This window comes from Streptomyces sp. NPDC000410 (assembly GCF_040300305.1).
GTDB lineage: Bacteria > Actinomycetota > Actinomycetes > Streptomycetales > Streptomycetaceae > Streptomyces.
Window position 1 is genome coordinate 204,170 of the sequence record NZ_JBEPDM010000002.1, and the last position, 22,151, is coordinate 226,320.

The 22,151-nt window shown below is 71.2% G+C and carries 17 protein-coding genes; 4 read left to right on the forward strand and 13 right to left on the reverse strand.

The features are described from left to right. Positions 1-35: 35 nt before the first annotated feature. From ABT342_RS04325 to ABT342_RS04355, 7 genes are all read right to left on the reverse strand, one after another. Positions 36-1,454, reverse strand: a complete 1,419-nt coding sequence (locus ABT342_RS04325; RefSeq protein ID WP_351566783.1) for a cytochrome P450 — start codon at positions 1,452-1,454, stop codon at positions 36-38. Continuing rightward, positions 1,451-2,083, reverse strand: coding sequence for a GTP-binding protein (locus ABT342_RS04330; RefSeq protein WP_351566786.1), 633 nt, complete (start codon positions 2,081-2,083; stop codon positions 1,451-1,453). The genes ABT342_RS04325 and ABT342_RS04330 overlap by 4 nt, the downstream gene beginning before the upstream one ends. Beyond that, positions 2,064-2,426, reverse strand: a complete 363-nt coding sequence (locus ABT342_RS04335; protein ID WP_351566789.1) for a DUF742 domain-containing protein — start codon at positions 2,424-2,426, stop codon at positions 2,064-2,066. The genes ABT342_RS04330 and ABT342_RS04335 overlap by 20 nt, the downstream gene beginning before the upstream one ends. Beyond that, on the reverse strand, positions 2,423-2,833 hold the full coding sequence (locus tag ABT342_RS04340; RefSeq protein WP_351566792.1) for a roadblock/LC7 domain-containing protein: 411 nt from the start codon (positions 2,831-2,833) through the stop codon (positions 2,423-2,425). Before ABT342_RS04340 ends, ABT342_RS04335 begins: the two co-directional genes overlap by 4 nt. Further along, positions 2,830-4,341 (reverse strand): sensor histidine kinase, encoded by a 1,512-nt coding sequence (locus ABT342_RS04345; RefSeq protein ID WP_351567302.1) that lies wholly within the window; start codon positions 4,339-4,341, stop codon positions 2,830-2,832. Before ABT342_RS04345 ends, ABT342_RS04340 begins: the two co-directional genes overlap by 4 nt. Positions 4,342-4,544: 203 nt before the next feature. Continuing rightward, complete coding sequence (pepN, locus tag ABT342_RS04350; protein ID WP_351566794.1) at positions 4,545-7,121, reverse strand: aminopeptidase N; 2,577 nt, start codon at positions 7,119-7,121, stop codon at positions 4,545-4,547. A gap of 91 nt (positions 7,122-7,212) precedes the next feature. Then, positions 7,213-8,118 (reverse strand): LysR family transcriptional regulator, encoded by a 906-nt coding sequence (locus ABT342_RS04355; RefSeq protein WP_502965456.1) that lies wholly within the window; start codon positions 8,116-8,118, stop codon positions 7,213-7,215. A 57-nt stretch (positions 8,119-8,175) separates the two neighbouring features. Between ABT342_RS04355 and ABT342_RS04360 the strand changes: the two genes are divergently transcribed. Beyond that, the gene (locus ABT342_RS04360; RefSeq protein ID WP_351566798.1) at positions 8,176-9,381 is read left to right on the forward strand and encodes an MFS transporter; all 1,206 of its coding nucleotides are present in this window, start codon (positions 8,176-8,178) and stop codon (positions 9,379-9,381) included. A gap of 69 nt (positions 9,382-9,450) precedes the next feature. Here the strand turns inward: ABT342_RS04360 and ABT342_RS04365 are convergent, their stop codons facing one another. From ABT342_RS04365 to ABT342_RS04375, 3 genes are all read right to left on the reverse strand, one after another. Beyond that, on the reverse strand, positions 9,451-10,479 hold the full coding sequence (locus ABT342_RS04365) for an aspartate-semialdehyde dehydrogenase (RefSeq protein WP_351566801.1): 1,029 nt from the start codon (positions 10,477-10,479) through the stop codon (positions 9,451-9,453). A gap of 185 nt (positions 10,480-10,664) precedes the next feature. Next, positions 10,665-13,964: a S8 family serine peptidase gene (locus tag ABT342_RS04370; protein ID WP_351566805.1), complete on the reverse strand. Its 3,300-nt coding sequence runs from the start codon at positions 13,962-13,964 to the stop codon at positions 10,665-10,667. A gap of 189 nt (positions 13,965-14,153) precedes the next feature. Then, positions 14,154-14,708 (reverse strand): CGNR zinc finger domain-containing protein, encoded by a 555-nt coding sequence (locus ABT342_RS04375; protein WP_351566808.1) that lies wholly within the window; start codon positions 14,706-14,708, stop codon positions 14,154-14,156. An 81-nt stretch (positions 14,709-14,789) separates the two neighbouring features. On the opposite strand from ABT342_RS04375, the gene ABT342_RS04380 reads away from it, so the two are divergent. Both ABT342_RS04380 and ABT342_RS04385 read left to right on the forward strand, forming a co-directional pair. Continuing rightward, the gene (locus tag ABT342_RS04380) at positions 14,790-15,260 is read left to right on the forward strand and encodes an NUDIX hydrolase (RefSeq protein ID WP_351566811.1); all 471 of its coding nucleotides are present in this window, start codon (positions 14,790-14,792) and stop codon (positions 15,258-15,260) included. Between the two features lie 70 nt (positions 15,261-15,330). Then, entirely contained in the window at positions 15,331-16,479 is a 1,149-nt protein-coding gene (locus ABT342_RS04385) for a serine hydrolase domain-containing protein (protein WP_351566814.1), read from the forward strand. Here the strand turns inward: ABT342_RS04385 and ABT342_RS04390 are convergent. Both ABT342_RS04390 and pepN (ABT342_RS04395) read right to left on the reverse strand, forming a co-directional pair. Next, a complete protein-coding gene (locus ABT342_RS04390; RefSeq protein WP_351566817.1) occupies positions 16,476-17,462 on the reverse strand; it encodes a hypothetical protein in 987 nt (328 codons plus the stop codon). The two genes, ABT342_RS04385 and ABT342_RS04390, sit on opposite strands and share 4 nt — an antisense overlap. A 444-nt stretch (positions 17,463-17,906) precedes the next feature. After that, positions 17,907-20,471, reverse strand: a complete 2,565-nt coding sequence (gene pepN, locus ABT342_RS04395; protein WP_351566820.1) for an aminopeptidase N — start codon at positions 20,469-20,471, stop codon at positions 17,907-17,909. 148 nt (positions 20,472-20,619) lie between these two features. On the opposite strand from pepN (ABT342_RS04395), the gene ABT342_RS04400 reads away from it, so the two are divergent. Continuing rightward, positions 20,620-21,270: a mycothiol-dependent nitroreductase Rv2466c family protein gene (locus tag ABT342_RS04400; RefSeq protein ID WP_502965457.1), complete on the forward strand. Its 651-nt coding sequence runs from the start codon at positions 20,620-20,622 to the stop codon at positions 21,268-21,270. Positions 21,271-21,394: 124 nt separating this feature from the next. Here ABT342_RS04400 and ABT342_RS04405 read toward each other — a convergent pair whose 3' ends face one another. Then, positions 21,395-22,030: a superoxide dismutase gene (locus ABT342_RS04405; protein ID WP_351566822.1), complete on the reverse strand. Its 636-nt coding sequence runs from the start codon at positions 22,028-22,030 to the stop codon at positions 21,395-21,397. Between the last annotated feature and the right edge of the window lie 121 nt (positions 22,031-22,151).

The window sequence follows — 22,151 nt, forward strand, 5'->3', positions numbered from 1 at the left end:
AGTACTCAGCCACGCCGCCCCGGCAATAGGGCGTCTCACTGCCCGAGCAGCTGCCTCCACCACGATTTCCGGACCGCGTGGCTGCCCGTGGACGCCGGAGGAACCGCCGGAGGGGGCACCGGAACCGTGGCCGGAAGGGGCCCTGGCATCGTCGAGGCGAAGTCCGAGGCCGCTTCCCTGGCGCCGCCCTGTCCCGCCGAGCGCGGTGGCGTGAACCGTACGGGCAGGGCCTCCAGTCGCTTCGACAGCCAGGCCGCCCGCCAGTGGAGCTCGCCCTCGGACACGGCGAGCTGCACATCGGGCAGCCGCGCCAGCAGGGTGTCGATGCCGGTGTCCGCGATGGCCCGGCCGATCTCCTGGCCCGGGCACTCGTGCGGCCCGCTGCAGAAGGAGAGATGACCACGGTTGCCGTGCAGCGGCGCGGTCAGGTCGGGCCGGATCTCCGGGTCGGCGTTGCCGGCCTCGAGCCCGAGCATCAGCAGGTCGCCGGCCTTGATCTCCTTGCCGCCGAGCACCGTGTCGCCGGTGGCCCAGCGGCCCGGGATCGCCGAGAGCGGCGGCTCGTCCCACAGCACCTGCTCCAGCGCGTTGGGCAGCGTCATATGGCCGCCGGCCAGGTTCGCGCGGAAACGGCGGTCGGTCAGCACCACCTTGAGCGTGTTGGCGATCAGGTTGACCGTGGTCTCGTTCGCGGCGATGAGCACGAGCCGCAGGTGCTCCATGACCTCGTCGTCGGTGAGACCGGCCTCATGGCCGAGGAGCCGGGTCGCAAGGTCGTGGCCCGGGGCCACCTTCTTGCGTTCGGTCAGCGTCCGCAGCGTCTCCACGACGAAGTCGTTGCTGGCGAGGGCCGTTTCGGTGCCCTTCATCAGGTCCAGGGCGGCATCCACCAGCTGAGCCCCGTACTCCTCGGGCATCCCGAGCAGCTGCGTCATGACGAGCATGGGCAGCTTCTCCGCGAAGCCGGAGATCAGATCGGCCTGTCCGTCGGCGGCGAAGGAGTCGACCAGCTGGTTCGCGTACCGGATGACATAGCGCCGGATACCCCGGCGGTCGAACTGCTCCAGACTGTCCGTGACCGCGGCGCGCAGCCGGCGGTGCTCCTCGCCGTCGACGAAGATGCAGTTCGGGCTCCACTCGACCATGGGGCGCAGGGGCGAGTCCGGGGCGACCCTCCCCTCCTGGAACATCCGCCAATGACGTGAGTCGCGGGTGAACCGGGAAGGGGAGCGCGTGACTTCGAGGATCTCCCGGTATCCGAGGACCAGCCAGGCCGGCAGGTCGCCGTGCAGCAGCACCGGCGCCACCGCACCGTGCTCCTTGCGCAGGGACTCGTACAGAGCCCGCGGATCGGCCTCGGCCACCGGGCCGTACAGCCTGCGCAGTTCATCGGCGCTCTTGCCGTGGGCGGGGCAGCCCGGAGGCGGCAGGATTCCGGGGTCGGGCGTGGTCACGATGCCTCCGTAGAAACAGCGATGGTCTGGAGATAGCGCATCAGCGCCATCAGTACGTCCCGGCTCGACCCGCGCTGCCGCGCGTCGCACCGCACGATCGGCACCGACTCCGGCAGGTCCAGCGCGCCGCGCAGCTCCTCGATGGCGTGCGGGGGAGCGTCGGGGAAGGAGTTGACGGCCACGACGAACGGCACGCCCCGCTCCTCCAGCCGGCCGATCACGTCGAAGCTGACCTCGAGCCGGCGGGTGTCGACCAGGACGACGGCGCCGAGCGCGCCTTCGAACAGGCCGCGCCACAGGAACCAGAAGCGTTCCTGGCCCGGGGTGCCGAAGAGGTAGAGCACCAGTTCGTCGTTGATGCTGATACGGCCGAAGTCCATCGCGACCGTCGTCGACGTCTTGCCGCCGATGCCCGCGGTGTCGTCGACGCCGACCCCGGCCTGGGTCATCGTCTCCTCGGTGGTCAGCGGACGGATCTCGCTGACCGAGCCGACCAGCGTCGTCTTGCCGACGCCGAAGCCGCCCACGATCACCACCTTGACGGCGGCGGTGGCGGTCGCCGGCAGCACATCCTCGCTCCGCGGCCCGCGCTCTACCGCGGTGGCCTGCTCAGAGCCTCTGAAGTCCATCGATCACTGCCTCAATCAAAGCGCGGTCGGGGAGACGGGCGGGTGGGACGGGTGCGCGGGCGACGACCCGGTTCTCGGCGAGGAGATCGCCGAGGAGGACGTTGACGACACTGACCGGGAGGCTCAGATACGCGGAGATCTCGGCCACCGACAGGGGGGCCTGGCAGATCTGGATGATCGCCGCGTGCTCGGGCTGCATCCCGGGTTTCGGCCCCGACCTGGCCACGATCAAGGTGACCAGGTCGAGATGGGCGGGCACGGACATGCCGCTGCGGCCGCCCGTGATCACGTAGAGCCGCTCGGGGCTGGCCTCTTCCCAGTCCCCGCCGCCCGGGTGGCTCACCTGGCCGCCTGCCCGTCCTGGCGCGGCGGGCTGCTCAGGTGCTCGCCGATGCGCAGGACGAGGTCACGCATCCGCTGGCCCATCAGGCCGGCGTCCACCCCCTCTTCGGCGAGTACGGCCAGATACGCTCCCGCCCCCGCGGCCATCAAGTAGAAGAAGCCGCCGTCCATCTCGATGACGACCAGCCGCATCCGGCCTTCGCTGCCAGGGAGTTCGGAGGCGACGGCACCGGCCAGGGACTGCAGCCCGGCGCAGGCGGCGGCGAGCCGGTCGGCGGTGTCGGTGTCGGTGCCGTACTGGGCCATGCGCAGACCGTCGGCGGAGAGCACGACCACATGCCTGGTCTGCGGTACACCCTCCGCGAGGTCCTTGAGCATCCAGTCCATATTGGCCTGCTGCTGAATCATGGCTGCGTGTTCCCCTTGCTGGTGTCGGTGGACTCCCCGGAGAGGCCGCTCTGGAAGGCGGCCAGCCACATTCCGGGCTGCACCTGAGGTGTGGGCTCCTGGTCCTGGCCGGGAGCCGCGGTGGTCGAGGGCGCCGGCGCGGCGGGCGCCACGGTGGGCGCCTTGCGGCGGCGCTGCGGCAGGCCGTTCGGCGTCCGCTCGGTGACGACGGGTGCGGGCTCCAGCGGCGACGGCGCGGGCGGCGCGACCGAGGGCGCGCCGGTGAGCGCGTCGGCGGTCGCCACCGGGCCGGTGGCCGGGCGCACCTGGCGCGTCTCGGGCACGGCCGGGGCGGGCGGGAGGCTCGTACGGGGCACCGAGGAGGCGCCGATGCCGTGCGCGAGGCCGGTCGCGGACGCGGTCGTGGTGATCAGCTCCTGCGGTACGACGAGGACCGCGCGGACACCGCCGTACGCGGAGGAACGCAGCGAGACCTGGAAGCCGTACGCCTGCGCGAGGCGGCCGACGACGGCGAGGCCGAGGCGCGGGGTCTCGCCCAGGTCGTTGAGGTCGATGCCCTGCTGGGCCTGGCGGAGCATCCGCTCGGCCCGCTTGCGGGCCTCCTCGCTCATGCTCACACCGCCGTCCTCGATCTCGATGGCGATGCCCGACTGCACGTCGACGGCGGTCAGATGGACCTTGGTCTGCGGCGGCGAGTAGCGGGTGGCGTTGTCGAGGAGCTCGGCGAGCGCGTGGATCAGCGGCTCGACGGCGGGGCCCGTGACGGCGACCTCGGACACGGAGTGCAGCTCGACGCGCTGGTAGTCGATGATCCGCGACATGGCTCCGCGCAGGACGGAGTAGAGCGGGACGGCCCGGCTCCACTGGCGGCCCGGCCGGGCGCCACCGAGTACGGCGATGGAGTCGGCGAGCCGGCCGATCAGCGCGGTGCCGTGGTCGAGGCGGAGCAGATCGCCGAAGACCTCCGGCTCCTTGCCGTGCCGGTCCTCCATCTCCCGCAGTTCCTGGGCCTGTTGGTGCACGATGGCCTGGACGCGGCGGGCGATGTTGACGAAGGCGCGCTGCGCGGACTCGCGCAGGTCCTCCTCGGCGACGACCGCGTCCACGACGGCCCGGACCACGGCCTGGTGCTCGTGCGGCGCGGTGAGCGAGGCGAGGACGTCCTCGGGGAACTCGCCCTTGCGCAGCCGCTCGACGACCTCGGGCAGCAGAGTCCCGGCGAGGTGCCCGGTCTCGGCGCTCTGGCGCGCCAGAGCGGTGTCGCGGACGGCGACGTCACGCCGCAGCCCGTCGATGACTCTCCCGCGCCGAGCGGATTCAGCCCCCATGGCGGCGACCGCCACGACGGCGACGGCTCCGACGACCCCGACCGGCAACCGTGCGCCGGCGGACACCACGGCCACCGCGACAACGGTGGCGACGGCGGTCAGAGCGGCAGGCAGCAGCCACACGAAAGATGCCGCAGACTGCGGGCTTCCACTTCCGGGCGACGATTCCTCACGGACCATCAGCACCCTCAAACCATCTGAACGGAAACGATCATATGACGACGGCATCGGAGCATAGTGGTTTCGAAGGGCGGGTGTTGACGCCGGGTCACGGACTGGACACAACCTTGATCCACCTCGGCGCGCCGGTTAGGTACCCGGGCCGGGCACATGAAAGGGCGCCCCGGACCGAAAGATTCCGGGGCGCCCTCCAAGGGTGCAGGTCAGGCCGCCGCCGCGTCCGCCGCCTGGGCCTTCAGAGCCCGCTCGATCCCCGCGCGGGACTCCGAGATCAGCCGGCGCAGCGCCGCGTTCGGCTGGGCGGTTTCCAGCCACGCGTCCGTCGCGTCCAGCGTCGCCCGCGAGATCTGGAGCGAGGGGTAGAGGCCGATCGCGATCTGCTGGGCGATCTCGTGGGAGCGGGAGTCCCAGACGCCCTTGACCGCCGCGAAGTACTTCTCGGCGTACGGGGCGATCAGCTCGCGCTGGTCGGTCTGGACGAAGCCGCCGATGACCGCCTCCTGCACGGCGTTCGGCAGCTTGTCGGACTCGACGACCGAGGCCCACGCCTCCGCCTTGGCCTCCGGCGTCGGCCGTGCGGCACGGGCGGTGGCCGCGTGGCGCTCACCCGCGGCGGTCCGGTCGCGCTCCAGCTCGGCCGCGATCTGCTCCTCGTCGAAGTCCCCGGTCGCCGCGAGCCGCTCCACGAACGCCCAGCGCAGCTCGGTGTCGACGGCCAGGCCCTCGATCGTCTCGCGGCCGTCCAGCAGCGCCGCCAGCAGCTCCAGCTGCTGCGGGGTGCGCGCGGTCGCCGCGAACGCCCGTGCCCAGGCCAGCTGGTGGTCGCCGGCCGGCTCCGCCGCGCGCAGATGCGCCAGCGTCGCCTCGGTCCACCGGGTCAGGCCCGTCTCGCGCCACTCGGGCGCCGCGTACACGTCGAGCGCCAGCTTGACCTGCCGCTGCAGCGACTGCACGACGCCGATGTCGGACTCCTTCGCGATGCCCGAGAGCACCAGCTCCAGGTAGTCGCGGGTGGCCAGCTCGCCGTCCCGGGTCATGTCCCAGGCGGAGGCCCAGCACAGGGCGCGCGGCAGCGACTCGGCGAAGTCGCCGAGGTGCTCGGTGACCGCCTTCAGCGACTCCTCGTCCAGGCGGACCTTCGCGTACGACAGGTCGTCGTCGTTGAGCAGCACGACGGCCGGACGCTGCTTGCCGACCAGGTCCGGTACGGCGGTGAGCTCGCCGTCCACGTCCAGCTCGACCCGCTCGGTGCGCACCAGGCTGCCGTCCCGCAGCTCGTAGAGGCCGATCGCGATCCGGTGCGGCCGCAGGGTCGGCTCCCCCTTGGCTCCGGCGGGCAGCGCCGGGGCCTCCTGCTTCACCGCGAAGGAGGTGATGGCCCCCGACGCGTCGGTGTCGATCACCGGGCGGAGGATGTTGATACCGGCGGTTTCCAGCCATGCCTTCGACCAGGCCGTCAGATCCCGGCCACTGGTCTCCTCCAGCGCGCCGAGCAGGTCCGTCAGCCGCGTGTTCCCGAACGCGTGGCGCTTGAAGTACGCCTGCACGCCCCGGAAGAACTCGTCCATGCCGACATAGGCGACAAGCTGCTTCAGAACGCTCGCGCCCTTGGCGTACGTGATGCCGTCGAAGTTCACGAGAACGTCATCAAGGTCGCGGATCTCGGCCATGATCGGGTGCGTGGACGGCAGCTGGTCCTGACGGTACGCCCAGGTCTTCATGGAGTTCGCGAACGTCGTCCACGAGTGCGGCCACCGCGAGTCGGGGTGGTACGCCTGGCAGGCGATCGACGTGTAGGTGGCGAACGACTCGTTCAGCCACAGGTCGTTCCACCACTCCATGGTGACCAGGTCGCCGAACCACATGTGCGCGAGCTCGTGCAGGATCGTCTCCGCCCGCACCTCGTACGCCGCGTCCGTCACCTTCGAACGGAAGACGTACTGGTCGCGGATCGTCACCGCGCCCGCGTTCTCCATCGCGCCCGCGTTGAACTCCGGCACGAAGAGCTGGTCGTACTTCGCGAAGGGGTACGCGTAGTCGAACTTCTCCTGGAACCAGTCGAAGCCCTGACGGGTGACCTCGAAGATCGCGTCGGCGTCCAGGAACTCCGCGAGGGACGGCCGGCAGTAGATGCCGAGCGGAACGCTCCGGCCGTCCTTCTCGTACGAGCTGTGGACGGAGTGGTACGGGCCGACGATCAGGGCCGTGATGTACGTGGAGATCCGGGGTGTCGGCTCGAAGCGCCAGACGTTGTCCTTGACGTCCTCGGGTCCCGGCGTCGGAGAGTTGGAGATGACCGTCCAGCCCTCGGGAGCCTTCACCGTGAACTGGAATGTGGCCTTCAGGTCCGGCTGCTCGAAGCTCGCGAAGACCCGGCGGGCGTCCGGAACCTCGAACTGGGTGTAGAGGTACGCCTGCTCGTCGACCGGGTCGACGAACCGGTGCAGACCCTCGCCCGTGTTCGTGTACGAGCAGTCCGCGACGACCGTCAGCTCGTTGCGGCCCTCGTGCAGATGCTTCAGGTCGATCCGTGCGTCGCGGAAGACCGCGGCCACGTCCAGCGACTTCCCGTTCAGCACGACCTCGTGCACGGCGGGGGCGACCAGGTCGATGAAGGTCTCCGCGCCGGCTTCGGCGGAGTCGAAGCGCACGGTGGTCACGGACCGGTAGGTGCCGCCCTCCTGCGCCCCGGTGAGATCGAGATCGATCTCGTACGAGTCAACGGTGAGCAGGCGAGCCCGCGCTTGCGCCTCATCACGGGTCAGGTTTGTGCCAGGCACCCGGTCATCTCCTCGGTATGTGATGTTTGGGGCCATCCTTCCATGACGGGCGGGCGGCGTGCGGTGGGGCAACCGGACCTCCGCCAGGGTGCTACGCCACCTCCGCGAGCACCCGCGCGATGGCCCGGACCCGCTCCGTCTCACGGTCCCGGTGCCACACCAGGCCCAGCACCGAGTCCGGCAGCCCCTCGGCCGGGACGAACACCACGTCCCGGCGGCCGTGGTACTCCGCCGTCAGCCGGCACAGCAGCATCGCGCCGCAGCCCGCCGCGACCAGGGTGAGGCCCTCCTGGAGGGTGGTGACCTCCGGCCCCGCGACGTCCGACGGGGCATGGGCCTCGCGCCAGTACGCGGGGGCCGGCGCCGCCGCCGCGATCAGCGCGGTGCCGGACAGCTCGGCGGCGCCCAGTGCGGCGCGTGCCGCGAGCGGGTGGCGTACGGACACCGCCACCGTCTGCCGCTCCCTCGAGAACGTCGGGCCGAGCACCAGATCCGGCTCCGCCACCGGCAGAAGCACGATCGCGGCGTCCACCGCCCCTCGCCGCACCGCGCCGAACGGATCGGCGAACGGGATCTCGACGATCTCCGTGACACACGCCGGATGATCCCGCCGGAACACGCCGATCGCCTCCGCCAGCCGCGCGTCGGCCGTGCCCTGGAAGCCGAGGCGCAGCGTGCCCTCGACCCCGCGGGCCGCCGCCCTCGCGTCCTCGACCGTCGCGCGGAGCGTCTCGTACGCGGGGCGCAGATCCGTGAGGAAGCGCGTCCCCAGCGGGGTCAGCCGCACCCGGCGGCTCGTGCGCTCGACGAGACGGGCGCCGATACGGTCCTCCAGCGACCGAAGCAGCTGGCTGACCCGGCTCTGCGAGACGTACAGCCGCTCGCCCGCGCGGCCGAAGTGCAGCTCCTCGGCGATGACGAGGAAACACTCCAGCTCCCGGATCTCCAGCACGTCGCTTCCTCCCGTCGGCGGGACCCGTCGATGAGCCCCGCTCATAGAAGGATGAGATCTTCGGCGTTGTTCCGGCGCCGCGCCCCGCGAAGGCTTGCGGGCATGAGTTCCACCACTACCGAACGTCCCCCCGGACAGCGCGCGTTGCCGCTGTCCGTCCCCGTCGTCGCGGCCGCCACCTTCTGCGTCGTCACCGCCGAGATGCTCCCGGTCGGCCTGCTCACCTCGATCGGCTCCGGCCTCGGCGTCAGCTCCGGCACCGCGGGCCTGACGGTGACGCTCCCCGGGCTGGTCGCCGCGCTCGCCGCCCTGCTGCTGCCCGTCGTCGTGCGCGGCGCGGACCGGCGGCGGGTGCTGTGCGCGCTGATGGTGCTGCTGGCCGCCGCGCATCTGCTCTCGGCGCTCGCGCCGGGCTTCGGTGTGCTGCTCGCCGCCCGGGTGCTCGTCGGCGTGTGCATCGGCGGCGTCTGGGCGATCGCGGCCGGTCTCGGCGCACGCCTGGCGCGCGACGAGGCCGCGGCCGGCCGCGCCACCGCGGTGATCTTCAGCGGGATCGCGGTGGCCTCGGTCCTGGGCGTACCGGCGGGCACGCTGCTGGGCGGGCTCGCGGGCTGGCGCTGGGCCTTCGCGGCCATGGGGGCGCTCGCCCTGCTGGTCGCCGGGCTGCTCGCGGCGGCCTTGCCGCGGTTGCCCGCCGAGCGGGTGGTCCGGCTGACGACGGTGGTGGGGCTGCTCGGGCAAGCGCGGGCGCGGGCCGGGCTGGTGGTCATCGCTCTGCTGGTGACCGGGCACTTCGCCGCGTACACGTATGTACGGCCGGTCCTGGAGCGGGTGGACGGCATGGGCACGGGCCTGATCAGCGGGCTGCTGCTGGCGTACGGGATCGCGGGGATCGCCGGGAACTTCGCGGGCGGCGCCGTCGCGGCCCGCGATCCGCGCCGGGCGCTGCTGGGGATCGCCGCGCTGCTCGGTGCCGTGGTGCTGCTGATGGCCGGGGCCGCCGGTTCGGCGGCGGCGAGCGTGGTGCTGCTGGTGGTGTGGGGGCTCGCCTACGGGGGCGTGTCGGTGTCGGCCCAGGGCTGGATGGCGGCGGCCGCGCCGCATGCTAGGGAGGCGGGCTCGGCGCTCTTCGCCGCGGTGTTCAACGTGGCGATCGCGCTGGGGGCGCTGCTGGGCGGGCGGGCGGCGGACCGTTTCGGGGTGACGGGGGCGCTCGGCCTGGGCGGCGTACTGGCGCTGCTCGCGACGGTGGCGGTCATCACGGCGGGGCGGGATTCCGGACGTACCGTACGGAATCCCGCCCCGTGAGAGAGCGTGAGACTCGGCCTTTGAGGCTCAGTCCTGAGACTCAAACTCTTGCGTCTCGGTCCTTGAGACTCAGCCCTTGAGCTCGTCCGCGACCAGCTCCGCGATCTGCACCGCGTTCAGCGCGGCGCCCTTGCGGAGGTTGTCGTTGGAGAGGAAGAGGGCGAGGCCGTTGTCGACGGTCTCGTCCACCCGGATGCGGCCCACGTACGAGGCGTCCTTGCCGGCCGCCTGGAGCGGGGTCGGGATCTCGGAGAGCTCGACGCCCTCGGCGTCCTTCAGCAGCTCGTACGCGCGCTCCACGCCGATCGGGCGCTCGAAGCGGAGGTTGACCTGGAGGGAGTGGCCGGAGAAGACCGGGACGCGGACGCAGGTGCCGGAGACCTTCAGCTCCGGGATCTCCAGAATCTTGCGGGACTCGTTGCGGAGCTTCTGCTCCTCGTCGGTCTCGAAGGAGCCGTCGTCGACGATCGAGCCGGCCAGCGGGAGCACGTTGAAGGCGATGGGGCGCTTGTAGACGCCGGGCTCGGGGTAGGCGACGGCCTCGCCGTCGTGGGTCAGCTCGGTCGCGTGCTCGGCGACGGCCTTCACCTGGCCGTCGAGCTCGGCGACGCCCGCGAGGCCGGAGCCGGAGACGGCCTGGTAGGTGGTGGCGATCAGGGCGACGAGGCCCGCCTCCTGGTGCAGCGGCTTGAGGACCGGCATGGCGGCCATCGTCGTGCAGTTCGGGTTGGCGATGATGCCCTTGGGGCGGTCCTTGATCGCGTGCGGGTTGACCTCGGAGACGACGAGGGGGACCTCGGGGTCACGGCGCCAGGCGGAGGAGTTGTCGATCACGACGGCACCCTGGGAGGCGACCTTCTCGGCGAGCGCCTTCGACGTCGCACCGCCGGCGGAGAAGAGCACGATGTCCAGGCCGGTGTAGTCCGCGGCGGCGGCGTCCTCGACGGTGATCTGCCGGCCCTGCCACTCGATCGTGGAGCCCGCGGACCGGGCCGAGGCGAACAGCCGGAGCTCGTCGGCCGGGAACTTTCGCTCGGCGAGGATCTTGCGCATGACCGTGCCGACCTGCCCGGTGGCTCCGACGATTCCGACCTTCACGGGGACTCCTCCACACGTTTACGTACTTTTGCGCAGCCTGGGGTGGCCTGGGCGCCTTCCATGATGCGTATGTCCCCGGCCACCTTGTCCAATCCATTGTCCGGGGTGTGAGAAAGGCGGGCGTCCGACCGGACGCCCGCCCGAGGTCGTGTGCGGACACTCCCTCGCACCCCGTACCCGTACGGCTACGGAGTGACCTTCTCGATCACCACACTGCCGGTGCCCGCGGCCGTGCCGCGCGCGGTCAGCAGCTGCGCCTGGCCGAAGAACTGCCGGCCCTCGGGCGCCGGGCCCGCCACCACGACCTCGGCGCCGACCTGCGCCGTCGCCCCGTTGGCGAGCTTCACCGGGGCCCCGTCGACCTTGACGGTGCCGAGCGAGTCCGAGAAGTACACGTCGCGGTAGTCGTAGGCGGTGGTCCCGGCCGGGACCGAGTAGCCGAGGACGACGATCGTGTACGTACCGGCCTTCGGCTTCAGCAGGCTGACCGACTCCTCCGAGTCGGCGTCGGCGGACTGGCCGACCTCGGCGCCGTTCCCGTCGAAGACCACCAGGTCGAGGTCGGCCTGGTTGTCGGCCGTGGAGCCGATGGTCACATCGAGCCGCTCCACACCCTCGCCGATGGTGACCTTGCTGATCTGCTGCTCACCGTCCTTGATCGTCGGACGGGCGACCTTGGCGGATCCGAGCGAGCCGCCCCCGACCTTGCCGTCGATGGCGGCGAAGCCGTTGGAGACGTTCCACCGGACCGGGACCGGGGTGCCGACCTTGGCCTCCGGCAGCGTCTGCACGGCCGGGTCGAAGTCCGCGCCGAGCACGGTCACGTCCAGCGCGTACGGGTTGTCCAGCAGCGGCGACGTACGCCGCGACTCGACCTCGATCTCCCAGACACCGGGCGCCGGGTCCGGGTACGAGCGCACGTCCGGGCGGCAGGTGTTGGCCGGGTTCACGTAGTTCGGGTAGCAGAAGATCGTCGAGCTGTCGTCGACCCCGACACCGTACGGGTGGATCGCGATGAACCGGGTCTGGCTGCCCTTGTCGAGGCCGCCGAGCGCGACCTCCAGGTTCTTCGCGCCGGCCGGCACGTTGACGAAGTACGACGTCGAGCTGTTGCGCTGCACCGAGCCGCTGTGCGAGACGGAGAACGCGGGCTTGGCCAGCTCCTCGGAGACGACCACGGTGGTGAGGATCTGCTTGTCGATGCCCTTGGTCAGCGGGTCGGTCAGCTCCAGGATCGCGCTGCGGACGCCCGCCGCCTTCGGCCGGGCCGAGACCTTGACCGTGACCGGCTTGTTCAGCGGCAGGTCGACGACGTCGTCGCCGACGACGCGGAACGTCCCGTCGTTGTTCTGGAAGTGCAGCTCGTGGCGGACCGGACGGTCCGGACCCGTGGTGCGGGTGACCGTGATGTCGTACGTCTTCTTCTGACTGGCCTTCAGGCCGCCCTCACGGTCGTACAGACCGGTGCCGAAGCCCGGCTGCGCGAGCGCGAAGTCGATCGCGGTGTCGACCGGGGCCTTGACGGTGTACTCGTGGGCGGTGGCGCCGCGCTTGATCTCCTTCCACGCGTCCACGACGTTGATCCGCCCGGCGCCTTCCTCGTGCGCCTGGACGCCGGGGATGTGGTCGGCCTGGCTGACCAGCGCGGTGCGCAGCTTCGCGGGCGGCAGTGCGATGCCCTCCTGCTTGGCGGCGGACAGCAGCAGCGCGCTCGCGCCTGCGGCCTGCGGCGAGGACATCGAGGTGCCCTGGAGCATCGAGTAGCCGGCCGGGAGCTGGTAGCCCGCCTCCTTGACCGGACCGCCGGCGGCCCAGGTCTGGGTGGTGTTGATGGCAGCCCCGGGCGCGGTGATCGTCGGGGCGAAGCCGCCGTCCTCGCGCGGGCCGCGGGAGGAGAAGGGCAGCATCGCGTACTTCTTGGCCACGGCGGAGCCGTAGTTGGCGGCCCAGGTCTCCTTGGAGATCGCGGCGCCGACGGAGATGACCTTGTCGGCCAGAGCCGGGTCTCCGATGGTGTTGACACCGGGGCCCTCGTTGCCCGCCGAGATGACCAGCTGGACGCCGTAGGTGTCGATCAGCCGGGTGTAGAGGCGGGCGCGGGCGTTGTTGCCGTCGTTGAGCGCCGGCAGTCCGCCGATGGACATGTTGACGATGTCGACACCGCGGTTGGTGACGAGGTCGATCATGCCCTCGGTGAGCGCGATGTTGGTGCAGCCGCCGCTCCATGTGCAGGCGCGCGAGGAGACGAGCTTGGCGCCGGGGGCCGCGCCGTTCATCCGGCCGCCGAAGAGGCTGTTGGCGGCGGTGATGCCGGCGACGTGGGTGCCGTGCGAGCCCTCGATGACGCCGATGCTGACGAAGTCGGAAGCCGAGCCGGGGACGTTCTTGCGGATCTCGATGACGAACGGGATGCGCTCGACGACCTCGGTGGCCGGGTTGTCGGTGCCGAAGTAGCCGATCTGGAAGCCGTCCTTGTACGGCTTCATCGCGGTGTCGTCGGTGAAGTCCGCGTTGTTGTTCAGGTCGACACGGGCGGTACCGGCGGCCGCGTCGTACAGGACGCCCCACACGTCGGTGGTGTCGCCGTCGCGGTTGAGGTCACCTGCCATGTCGCCGCCCTTGGTGGCGGCCTCCGCGAACTTCCGGTACTGGTACGAGCCGGCCGGGGCGTTCCACGTGCGGCCGTCCGCCGTGAACACCGGGCCGGTGACGCCCGTGTCCATCCGCAGCCAGGTGCCGTCGCCGTCGCTGACCGGGTCGGTCGCGGTGACCCAGTCGACGATCTTGCGCTCGCCGGTGGTGGTCTTCTGCAGCGCCGGGTGGGCCACGTCGACACCGGAGTCGAGGATGCCGATGGTCACGCCGCGGCCGTCGGCCTTCGGGTGGTCCTTGACGAAGTCCACCGCGCCGGTCTCGAAGGACGGGTTGTACGGGTTCTTCGCGGGCGTGTGCTTGCCCGGGGCCGGGTAGCTGCCCGCGGTCGTCGTGCCCGTGGCGGCGCCCTTGGCGGTGTCGGCCGCGGGCGTCGGGTCGTCCAGCTCGATCTCGTGCTTGAGGTCGATGCCCTGGACGGAGGTGAGCTTCTGGGCCGCCTTGATGGCGGCGTCCGCCCTGCCGGTGGGCAGGGTGGCCCGTACGTAACCGAGCTTGTCGTCCGTCCTGCCGACCGTGGCGCCGGGTACGGCGTCGAACTGGCGCGCGACCTGCTCGGTCGCGCCGGGCGCGGTGGCGACCATCAGCGTGACGGACTTCTCGCCCGTGGCCTCGGCCTGCGCGAGCAGATCGGCGTCGGCTGCCCCGAGTTTGTCGGAGGCGGGGGAGGACTTGACGGGGGCGGAGCCGGCCGGGTCGTCGGCGGTGGCCGCCGAGAACGCGGGTGCGGCGCCGGTCGCGACGAGCGCGGCCACCAGTGCGGTGGCGGCAGCCACTCGGGCGACGCGTCTCGGCCCGGGTATGGCGCTCTGGGACTCGAAAGTCATCAGCATCCCTGTGTTGTGAAAGGACGGGTCAGAACGGGTCCGGATGTCGGTGCCGGATGACCGCTCAGCCTTTCGCAAGTGACAGAGGTTTGTGGAGAGTTGGCGAAGACGGGACATGCACATGGCGGAGATCCGCCACCGCGCTCCCCGCGCCATGTGGGACGAACCCGGAGGTTCCGGGCGTACGCGGTGGGGTCAGCTGTCCTTCGTGCGGGCGTAGTGCCGCGATGCCTTGGCGCGGTTGCCGCACACGGCCATCGAGCACCAGCGCCGGGTGCCGTTGCGCGAGGTGTCGAAGAAGTGCAGGACACAGGCCTCATGGGCGCACGCGCGGATACGGTCGGGCGCCGTGCGCAGCAGATCCAGGTAGTCGCGTACGGCCGTCCAGCCCGGACCCCAGGCCGGATCGGCGAACTCGGCCCGCTCGCCGGGGCCCTCGGTGGTCAGCATGGCGCGAATGCGTCCGTGGTCGAGTACGGCGTCGGCCCGCGCGGTCGCTGCCGCGTCCCCCCGGCCGTCCACGGCCGCGCCCAGCGCGTCCCGCGCGATCCGGGTCTTCTCCAGGGTCGGGGCGTCGGCGGCGAAGCGGTCGCCGAGGCCGCTGCTGCGCAGCCAGATCCGCAGCCCGTCGACGGAGGTGAGCAGGTCCTTGTGCTCACCGTCCTCGATCCAGCGGGTGTTGAGCAGGTCCAGCGAGACCGGCTCGCCGATCAGCGGACGCGGGTCGGCGTCGATGTCGGTGTCGGACATGGGCGGGCTCCCCTTCACCTGTACGGCTAACCCCTGAAGGGTACGTGATAGGTTGACGTGCCTCGCCTCTAACCTCACCGCATGAGTCAGGATTTGCGGGTGGCGGCCTACGCCGTATGTGTACGGGACGGACGGATACTGCTCGCCCGCTGGGTGGGCCGGGACGGCACCAGGAAGTGGACCCTGCCCGGCGGCGGGATGGACCACGGCGAGGACCCCGTCGACACGGCCGTCCGCGAGGTCGCGGAAGAGACCGGATACACGGCCGAGGTGACCACCCTCCTCGGCATCGACTCCATGCGCACACGCCGCCCGCGCAGGCTCGGCGGCGAGTCGGACTTCCACAGCCTGCGCATCGTGTACGAAGGACGTGTCACCGGCGGTGAGCTGCGCCCCGAGACGAACGGCTCCACCGACCTCGCCGCCTGGCACCCCCTGGACGCGGTCGCGGACCTCGACCGGGTCGCTCTCGTCGACATCGGCCTGGAACTGTGGCGCGAACGCCCCGCGCTGGGCCGGGTGGACGGGTCGTTCCCCGCCGCGAACGGCTGAAATCCGATCAACTGGGCACGATCCGTCGGGGTCCTGTCAGTCGAGACGACCCGCAGACAGGAGAGTTCGTATGTCAGTACGTTCCGCACTGACCGGAGCGCTGGTGGCGGCCGCGCTCGCCGCCGGCGCCCTCGCAGCCCCGGCTGCCGCCGCCGCACCGAGCACCGGCAGCGGCCACGAGGACACCCGGGCGGCCATCGCGGCGGCCGTGCGCGCGGGAGTGCCCGGGGTGGTGGCCAGGGCCCAGGACCCGCGCGGCACCTGGGACGGCACCGCCGGGAGCGGCCGGCTCCCGCAGGACCGCTTCCGCGTCGGCTCCATCACCAAGACGTTCGTCGCGACGGTCCTGCTGCAACTCCAGGCCGAGGGCAAGCTCGACCTGGACGACACCGTCGAGCGGTGGCTGCCCGGTGTGGTCCGCGGCAACGGACACGACGGGCGGAAGATCACCGTACGGCAGCTGCTCAACCACACCAGCGGCGTCTACAGCTACACCAGCGACCCGGCCCTGATGGCGAAGGTCTTCGGGCCCGGCTTCCTGGAGCACCGCTACGACACCTGGCAGGGCCGTGAGCTCGTGGCGATCGCCATGGAGCACAAGCCGGAGTTCGCGCCCGGCACGTCCTGGAGCTACTCGAACACCAACTACGTCCTCGCCGGGATGGTGATCGAGAAGGTGACCGGGCAGTCGTACGGGCGGCAGATCGAACGCCGCATCCTGCGGCCGCTGAAGCTCCGTGCGACCAGCGTGCCCGGCACGGCCGTGGGGATGCCACAGCCGAGCGGCCGCGCGTATTCGAAGCTGTCCCTCGACCCGGCGGCGGAGAAGATCCACGATGTCACCGAGCTCAACCCGTCCATGGCGGGAGCGGCGGGCGAGATGATCTCGACGACCTCGGACCTCCAGCGCTTCTACCGTGCGCTGCTGGGCGGAAAACTGCTGCCCGCCGGGCAGTTGAAGGAGATGACGGACACCGTCCCGATGTCGGCGGAGGTGCCGCAGTACGGCTACGGCCTCGGGCTGATGAGCACCGAGCTGTCCTGCGGCAAGGAGGTCTGGGGCCATGGCGGCGGGATCCACGGCTCCGCGTCCGAGGCCGTGACCACCCGGGACGCCCGCCACTCGCTCGCGCTGAACTTCAACGCGGACTGGGCGGGAGACTCCGCGACGGTGGTCGAGGCCGAGTTCTGCCGCCCCGGTAGCCGGAGCGGCAGCTAGCGGGGGAGGACGACGACGTAGGCGGCGGGCTCCCGGTCCGGGGACGCCATCAGGGCCGTACGGATCACCGTCGCCTGCTGCTCGGAGGACTCCCGCAGCTTCTTCGGCGTGATGTGGACGACGGTGATGCCGAGCAGCTCCAGATGCTCGCGCTTGCTGCTGTACGCGGTCCACTCCGCGTCCGTGTCCCCGTCCTGGGTTCGCGGGGCACGGGTGTCCAGCTCCACGGCGACGGAGTGCTCGGGCCAGTACGCGTCGACACCGCCGAGGTGCGGGCCGCCCGGCAGCCGCAGATCCACGTTCCACAGCGGCTCGGGCAGCCCGTGCTCCCGCACCAGCGCGTACAGCCGCTCCTCGGCCAGCGCCCGCCCCTCGGCGAGCAGCGAGTCCACGGCACCCACGACGTGGGGCCGGGCCAGCAGCCGTGCGCGGTTCAGCTCCCGCACCACCGCGGCCGGTTCGCAGTGCCCACCGCGTACCGCCTCGGTGAGCAGCCGGCGCACCGCGGCCGCGTCGGAGAGCCGCGCCACGGCATCCGCGAGCGCGCGGGCCACCGGGGCGACGGGCAGGCCCGTCACCTCCTGCGGGCTCGGCGTCGTGTGCGTACGGATCAGCCGGGCGCACCCCACCGACCGCAGCCGCCGGGTGCGCGGCACCAGCACGTCGATCCGGTCGAGCGAGGTCAGCGGCGGAGCGGCCGTGAACCCGTACAGCGCGAGCGCGGCGAGCCCGGTGATCATCGCCTCGCCGTGTCCCGCGTACAGCAGCGCGGCATGCAGCCGCTCCTCGCTGGTGGGCGGCCCCGGGTGCAGCAGATACACACCGGGCAGCAACTGCTGCCACGGCCCACCGGGCGTGCACCGCTCGGCGACCTGCCCGGCCGGAACACCGTGCGCACGCAGCTGGGCGGCGGACATGACGCGGTCGCGTACGTCGGAGAGCCGGGGCAAGGGGCGGGGGGAGAGAGGGGTGTTGTGGGTCATGCCTCGGCAATTCCCGCGCGGGTGGGGCTTCCTAACCGCTGTTACACATCCGTCGACAATTCCGGACAACATCGCCCTAAAGTACGGACGTTCGACTGCCGATTGCGCCCTCGCGCGGTGGGGTGGGTGGGTGGTGAGGGTGCCTGCGGCGGGCTTCTCTCCCCGCCCCGCCCCTTCCCGCAGTGTCGATTTGCGGCTCCGCCGCGTGGGGGGCAAGCCCCCAGACCCCCGTACGGCCTCCGGCCGTGTCCTCAAACGCCGGACGGGCTCCAAAGGAGCCCCGCCGGCGATTGAGGCGCGGGGTCTGGGGCGGAGCCCCAGTTTCGGGAAGGGGCGGGTAGGGGAAAAGGCCCGCCGCAGGCACCCCCCGGCCGAGGGGCACGGGGGCCAGGTGCCCCGGCGCGAGGGGCACTCGAGCACGGGGGCCTGGGGGGCGCCCCCCGGTTACGCCGCTGCCGCGTCGCGCGCCTGCGCGCGCAGGGCGCGGGAGAGGTCGTCGCGGGCCTCCAGGACCAGGCGGCGCAGGGCCGGCGGCGCCGCCGGGTGCGCCGCGAGCCACGCGTCCGTCGCGTCGAGCGTGGGCCGGTCACCCTGGAGCGCGGGGTGGAGCCCCGCCACCACATCCATGCCGATCTGGATCGACCGCTCCGCCCACACCCGCTCGATCGCCGCGAAGTACTTCGTCACGTACGGCGCGAGCAACTCCCGCTGCGACGCCTGCGCGAACCCCGAGATCGTCGCCGTCACCAACGCGTTGGACAACGCGTCCGACTCCACCACCTGCGCCCACGCCTGGTCCTTGACCGCCGACGACGGCCGCGCCGCCAGGCACCGCACCTGGTGGCGCTTGCCGGACGCCGTGTCGTCCCGCGCCAGCTCCTCCCCGATCACGGTCTCGTCCGCCGCTCCGTGCGCGGCGAGCGGCTCGAGGAACGCCCAGCGCAGCTCCTGGTCCACGTCCAGTCCGTCGATCTTCGCCGTACCGTCCAGCAGCCCCCGCAGCAGCCGCAGATCCGCGTCCGTCGCCGCCAGCGAGGCGAAGAACCGCGCCCACGTCAGCTGGTGCTGGCTGCCCGGCTCGGCCACCCTCAGCTCCCGCAGCGCGCCCTCGGACAGCAACCGCCCGCCCTCCTCGCGCCACTCGGGCGCGGCGTAGTGGACGAGAGCCGTCCGCGCCCACGCGTGGACCATCTGGAGCACGCCGATGTCCGACTCGCGCCCGGCGAAGTCCAGGACCAGCGCCACGAAGTCCCGCGCCGGCATCAGCGCGTCACGGGTCAGGTTCCACAGCGCGGACCAGCACAGCGCCCGTGCCAGCGAGTCCGTCACCGACCCCAGATGCGACCGCAGCGTCTCCAGCGACCCCTCGTCGAAGCGGATCTTGCAGTACGTCAGGTCGTCGTCGTTCACCAGCACCAGCGCCGGCTTCTCCGCGCCCGCCAGCTCCGTCACGACCGTCCGCACCCCGGTGACGTCCACCTCGGCGCGCGCGTAGCGCACCAGATCGGGCCCTTCGTGCCGGTACAGCCCGACGGCCACCCGGTGCGGCCTCAGCTCGTCCCCGTCCTGGACGACGGCCAGCTCCGTGATCCGGCCACCGGCGTCGTACGTCACCACCGGCGTCAGCGAGTTCACGCCCGCCGTCTGCAGCCACGACCGCGACCACGCCGTCATGTCCCGCCCGGAGGTCTCCTCCAGCACCGACAGCAGGTCGCCGAGCTCCGTGTTCCCGTACGCGTGCGCCTTGAAGTAGCGCCGCGCGCCCTCCAGGAACGCCTCCCGCCCCGCGTACGCCACCAGCTGCTTCAGGACCGACGCGCCCTTGGCGTACGTGATGCCGTCGAAGTTGAGCTTGGCGTCCTCCAGGTCGTGGATGTCGGCCGTGACCGGATGGGTGGAGGGCAGCTGGTCGGCCCGGTACGCCGACGCCTTGCGGCTGTTGGCGAAGGTCACCCAGCCGTCGGTGAAGCGGGTCGCCCCGACCAGCGAGAAGGAGCCCATGAAGTCCGCGAAGGACTCCTTGAGCCACAGGTCGTCCCACCAGCGCATGGTGACCAGGTCGCCGAACCACATGTGCGCCATCTCGTGCAGGATGACGTTGGCCCGCCGCTCGTACGACGCCGCCGTCACCCTCCCCCGGAAGATGTACTCCTCCCGGAAGGTCACACAGCCCGGGTTCTCCATCGCCCCGATGTTGTACTCGGGCACGAAGGCCTGGTCGTACTTCCCGAAGGGGTACGGGTAGTCGAAGTGGTCGTGGAAGAAGTCCAGGCCCTGCTTCGTGATCAGGAAGATGTCGTCCGCGTCGAAGTGCCGGGCAAGACCCTTGCGGCAGATCGCCCCGAGCGGGATCTCCAGCGTCGTGCCGTCGTCGTACGTACGCGTGTAGACGTCGGTCTCGTGGTGGTACGGCCCGGCGACGACGGCGGTGATGTACGTCGAGATGGGCTGCGTCCGCGCGAACCGCCGGATCTCCCCGTCGCGCGACTCCTCCGCCCCGTTGCTCCAGACGGTCCACTCCGCCGGCGCCGCCACCTCGAAACGGAAGGGTGCCTTCAGGTCCGGCTGCTCGAAGTTCGCGAAGACGCGGCGGGCGTCGGCCGGCTCGTACTGCGTATAGAGGTAGACCTCGCCGTCCTCCGGGTCGACGAAGCGGTGCAGGCCCTCACCGGTGCGGCTGTACGCACACTGCGCGTCCACCACCAGGACGTTCTCCGCCGGCAGACCGGTGAGCGCGATCCGGGAGCCGTCGAAGACGGCGGCCGGGTCCAGCTTCTCGCCGTTCAGTGTGACGGCGGTCACGGACGGGGCGATCAGATCGGCGAAGGTGGCGGCGCCCGGCTCGGCGGCGCGGAAACGGATCGTCGTCACGGAGCGGAACGTGCGGGGCTCCGGCCCGGTGCTCTCCCCGGTCGCCGACCGCAGGTCGAGGAAGACCTCGTAGCTGTCGACCGACAGCAGCGCGGCCCGTGCGCGGGCCTCGTCGCGGGACAGATTCTCTCCGGGCACGGCCACTCCTTCGTGTCTCGTACGAACAGCCTTGATCCTCGCACGCGCCCGGGACCCTCGGGCCCTGGGCAGGGAATGCCTCCGCGTGACGCCGGTGTTCCTCCCTCGAAGCCCACCCGGCCCACCCCGGCCCACCCCGAGGAGAGACGTGTCCGAGAGCAACGAGAGCAACGAGACCAGGACCCCCGCCGACTTCTGGTTCGACCCGCTGTGCCCCTGGGCCTGGATGACCTCCCGTTGGATGCTGGAGGTGGAGAAGGTCCGGCCGGTGGACGTGCGGTGGCACGTCATGAGCCTGGCCGTGCTCAACGAGGACCGGCTGGACGAGCTCCCCGCCGAGTACCGGGAGCAGCTCGCCACGGCCTGGGGCCCGGTGCGGGTCGTCATCGCCGCCCAGCAGAAGTTCGGCGACGAGATCGTCGGCCCGCTCTACACCGCTCTCGGCACCCGTTTCCACAACCAGGGCCTGGGCGCGACGGACGACGCGATCACGGCGGCGCTGGAGGAGGTCGGCCTTCCCACGTCGCTGCTCGACTACGCCCACTCGAACGAGTACGACGCCGAGCTGCGCACCTCCCACCGGGAGGGCATCGAGCTCGTGGGCCAGGACGTCGGCACCCCGGTCATCGCGGTCCCGGGGGAGGACGGCGGACGCGTGGCCTTCTTCGGCCCTGTCGTCACGCCCGCGCCCAAGGGCGAGGCGGCGGCGCGGCTGTGGGACGGCACGCTGCTGGTCGCGTCGACGCCGGGCTTCTACGAGATCAAGCGGACGCGTACGCAGGGCCCGATCTTCGACTGACCGCACCCGCGCAGACAGAAGGGCCCCCGCGAGTCACGTCCTCACGGGGGCCCTTCCTTTATCCGCCTGCAAGTGAAGGTTGAGAAGACGATCACGAGCAGGACGACTCCAGGAGCAGGTCAGTTCACGGCGCGATCAGCGGCGTGCGCTCCTTGGCCTCGGCGTAACGCTTCGCCACGTCCTGCCAGTTGACGACCTGCCACATGGCCTCGATGAAGTCGACCTTCTGGTTCTTGTACTGCAGGTAGAAGGCGTGCTCCCAGGCGTCGAAGACCAGGATCGGCACCGAGCCCTGGCCGACGTTGCCCTGGTGGTCGTACACCTGCTCCACGATCAGCCGGCCGCTGACGGGCTCGTACGCGAGGACGCCCCAGCCCGAGCCCTGCGTGGTCGCCGAGGCCTTGGACAGCTGCGTCTTGAACTTCGCGAAGGAGCCGAAGGACTCGGCGATCGCGTCCGCGAGCTCGCCCACACCGTCCTTGTCCAGCGGCTCGCCGCCGCCGTCGCCGGTCATGTTGTGCCAGTAGATGCTGTGCAGGATGTGCCCGGACAGGTGGAACGCGAGGTTCTTCTCCAGGCCGTTGATCGAGCCCCAGGCCTCCTTGTCGCGCGCCTCCGCCAGCTGCTCCAGCGTGTCGTTGGCGCCCTTCACGTAGGCCGCGTGGTGCTTGTCGTGGTGCAGCTCGATGATCTGCGGGTTGATGACGGGTTCGAGCGCCGCGTAGTCGTACGGAAGTTCAGGAAGCGTGTAAACAGCCATGTTCGTCCGAGCCCTTCCACTGCCTATTGCAAACCTTATGCAAGTGCAGATTAACAGCAGAAGTTCGATTTCGTGATCACCGTCGACCGTTCCGGCATGCGAAGGACCCCCGGGCCTTGGC

Coding starts and splice junctions, on each gene's coding strand:
- ABT342_RS04330 (WP_351566786.1), bottom strand. CDS start 2,083: ATGGACTTCAGAGGCTCTGAGCAGGCCACCGCGGTAGAGCGCGGGCCG.
- ABT342_RS04360 (WP_351566798.1), top strand. CDS start 8,176: ATGAGTTCCACCACTACCGAACGTCCCCCCGGACAGCGCGCGTTGCCG.
- ABT342_RS04340 (WP_351566792.1), bottom strand. CDS start 2,833: ATGATTCAGCAGCAGGCCAATATGGACTGGATGCTCAAGGACCTCGCG.
- ABT342_RS04345 (WP_351567302.1), bottom strand. CDS start 4,341: ATGGTCCGTGAGGAATCGTCGCCCGGAAGTGGAAGCCCGCAGTCTGCG.
- ABT342_RS04375 (WP_351566808.1), bottom strand. CDS start 14,708: ATGTCCGACACCGACATCGACGCCGACCCGCGTCCGCTGATCGGCGAG.
- ABT342_RS04390 (WP_351566817.1), bottom strand. CDS start 17,462: ATGACCCACAACACCCCTCTCTCCCCCCGCCCCTTGCCCCGGCTCTCC.
- ABT342_RS04380 (WP_351566811.1), top strand. CDS start 14,790: ATGAGTCAGGATTTGCGGGTGGCGGCCTACGCCGTATGTGTACGGGAC.
- ABT342_RS04405 (WP_351566822.1), bottom strand. CDS start 22,030: ATGGCTGTTTACACGCTTCCTGAACTTCCGTACGACTACGCGGCGCTC.
- ABT342_RS04385 (WP_351566814.1), top strand. CDS start 15,331: ATGTCAGTACGTTCCGCACTGACCGGAGCGCTGGTGGCGGCCGCGCTC.
- ABT342_RS04370 (WP_351566805.1), bottom strand. CDS start 13,964: ATGCTGATGACTTTCGAGTCCCAGAGCGCCATACCCGGGCCGAGACGC.
- ABT342_RS04355 (WP_502965456.1), bottom strand. CDS start 8,118: ATGAGCGGGGCTCATCGACGGGTCCCGCCGACGGGAGGAAGCGACGTG.